At 53.5% G+C, this 1,399-nt stretch carries 1 rRNA gene; it reads right to left on the bottom strand.

What is annotated here, in order from left to right:
- Nucleotides 1-50 precede the first annotated feature (50 nt).
- Nucleotides 51-1,399 (bottom strand): 23S ribosomal RNA (locus RAC97_RS24565); the annotation flags it as partial.

The following is a 1,399-nucleotide window of genomic DNA, read 5'->3' as shown; positions in this document are numbered from 1 at the left end:
TCGTCTTCACCACCACAATTCGGCTTACGCGCAAATTGCTTGGGTGTTATATGGTCAAGCCTCACGGGCAATTAGTATTGGTTAGCTCAACGCCTCACAGCGCTTACACACCCAACCTATCAACGTCGTAGTCTTCGACGGCCCTTCAGGGGATTCAAGATCCCAGTGAGATCTCATCTTGAGGCAAGTTTCCCGCTTAGATGCTTTCAGCGGTTATCTCTTCCGAACATAGCTACCCGGCAATGCCACTGGCGTGACAACCGGAACACCAGAGGTTCGTCCACTCCGGTCCTCTCGTACTAGGAGCAGCCCCTCTCAAATCTCAAACGTCCACGGCAGATAGGGACCGAACTGTCTCACGACGTTCTAAACCCAGCTCGCGTACCACTTTAAATGGCGAACAGCCATACCCTTGGGACCGGCTTCAGCCCCAGGATGTGATGAGCCGACATCGAGGTGCCAAACACCGCCGTCGATATGAACTCTTGGGCGGTATCAGCCTGTTATCCCCGGAGTACCTTTTATCCGTTGAGCGATGGCCCTTCCATACAGAACCACCGGATCACTAAGACCTACTTTCGTACCTGCTCGACGTGTCTGTCTCGCAGTCAAGCGCGCTTTTGCCTTTATACTCTACGACCGATTTCCGACCGGTCTGAGCGCACCTTCGTACTCCTCCGTTACTCTTTGGGAGGAGACCGCCCCAGTCAAACTACCCACCATACACTGTCCTCGATCCGGATCACGGACCTGAGTTAGAACCTCAAGGTTGCCAGGGTGGTATTTCAAGGATGGCTCCATGAGAACTGGCGTCCCCACTTCAAAGCCTCCCACCTATCCTACACAAGCAAGCTCAAAGTCCAGTGCAAAGCTATAGTAAAGGTTCACGGGGTCTTTCCGTCTAGCCGCGGATACACTGCATCTTCACAGCGATTTCAATTTCACTGAGTCTCGGGTGGAGACAGCGCCGCCATCGTTACGCCATTCGTGCAGGTCGGAACTTACCCGACAAGGAATTTCGCTACCTTAGGACCGTTATAGTTACGGCCGCCGTTTACCGGGGCTTCGATCAAGAGCTTCGCTTGCGCTAACCCCATCAATTAACCTTCCGGCACCGGGCAGGCGTCACACCCTATACGTCCACTTTCGTGTTTGCAGAGTGCTGTGTTTTTAATAAACAGTCGCAGCGGCCTGGTATCTTCGACCGGCATGGGCTTACGGAGCAAGTCCTTCACCCTCGCCGGCGCACCTTCTCCCGAAGTTACGGTGCCATTTTGCCTAGTTCCTTCACCCGAGTTCTCTCAAGCGCCTTGGTATTCTCTACCTAACCACCTGTGTCGGTTTGGGGTACGGTTCCCAGTTATCTGAAGCTTAGGAGCTTTTCTTGGAAGCATGGCAT

Origin of the sequence: Pseudomonas sp. LS_2, assembly GCF_042709235.1 — a bacterium.
Taxonomy (GTDB): domain Bacteria; phylum Pseudomonadota; class Gammaproteobacteria; order Pseudomonadales; family Pseudomonadaceae; genus Aquipseudomonas.
This window is presented reverse-complemented; position numbering and strand designations above follow the sequence as displayed.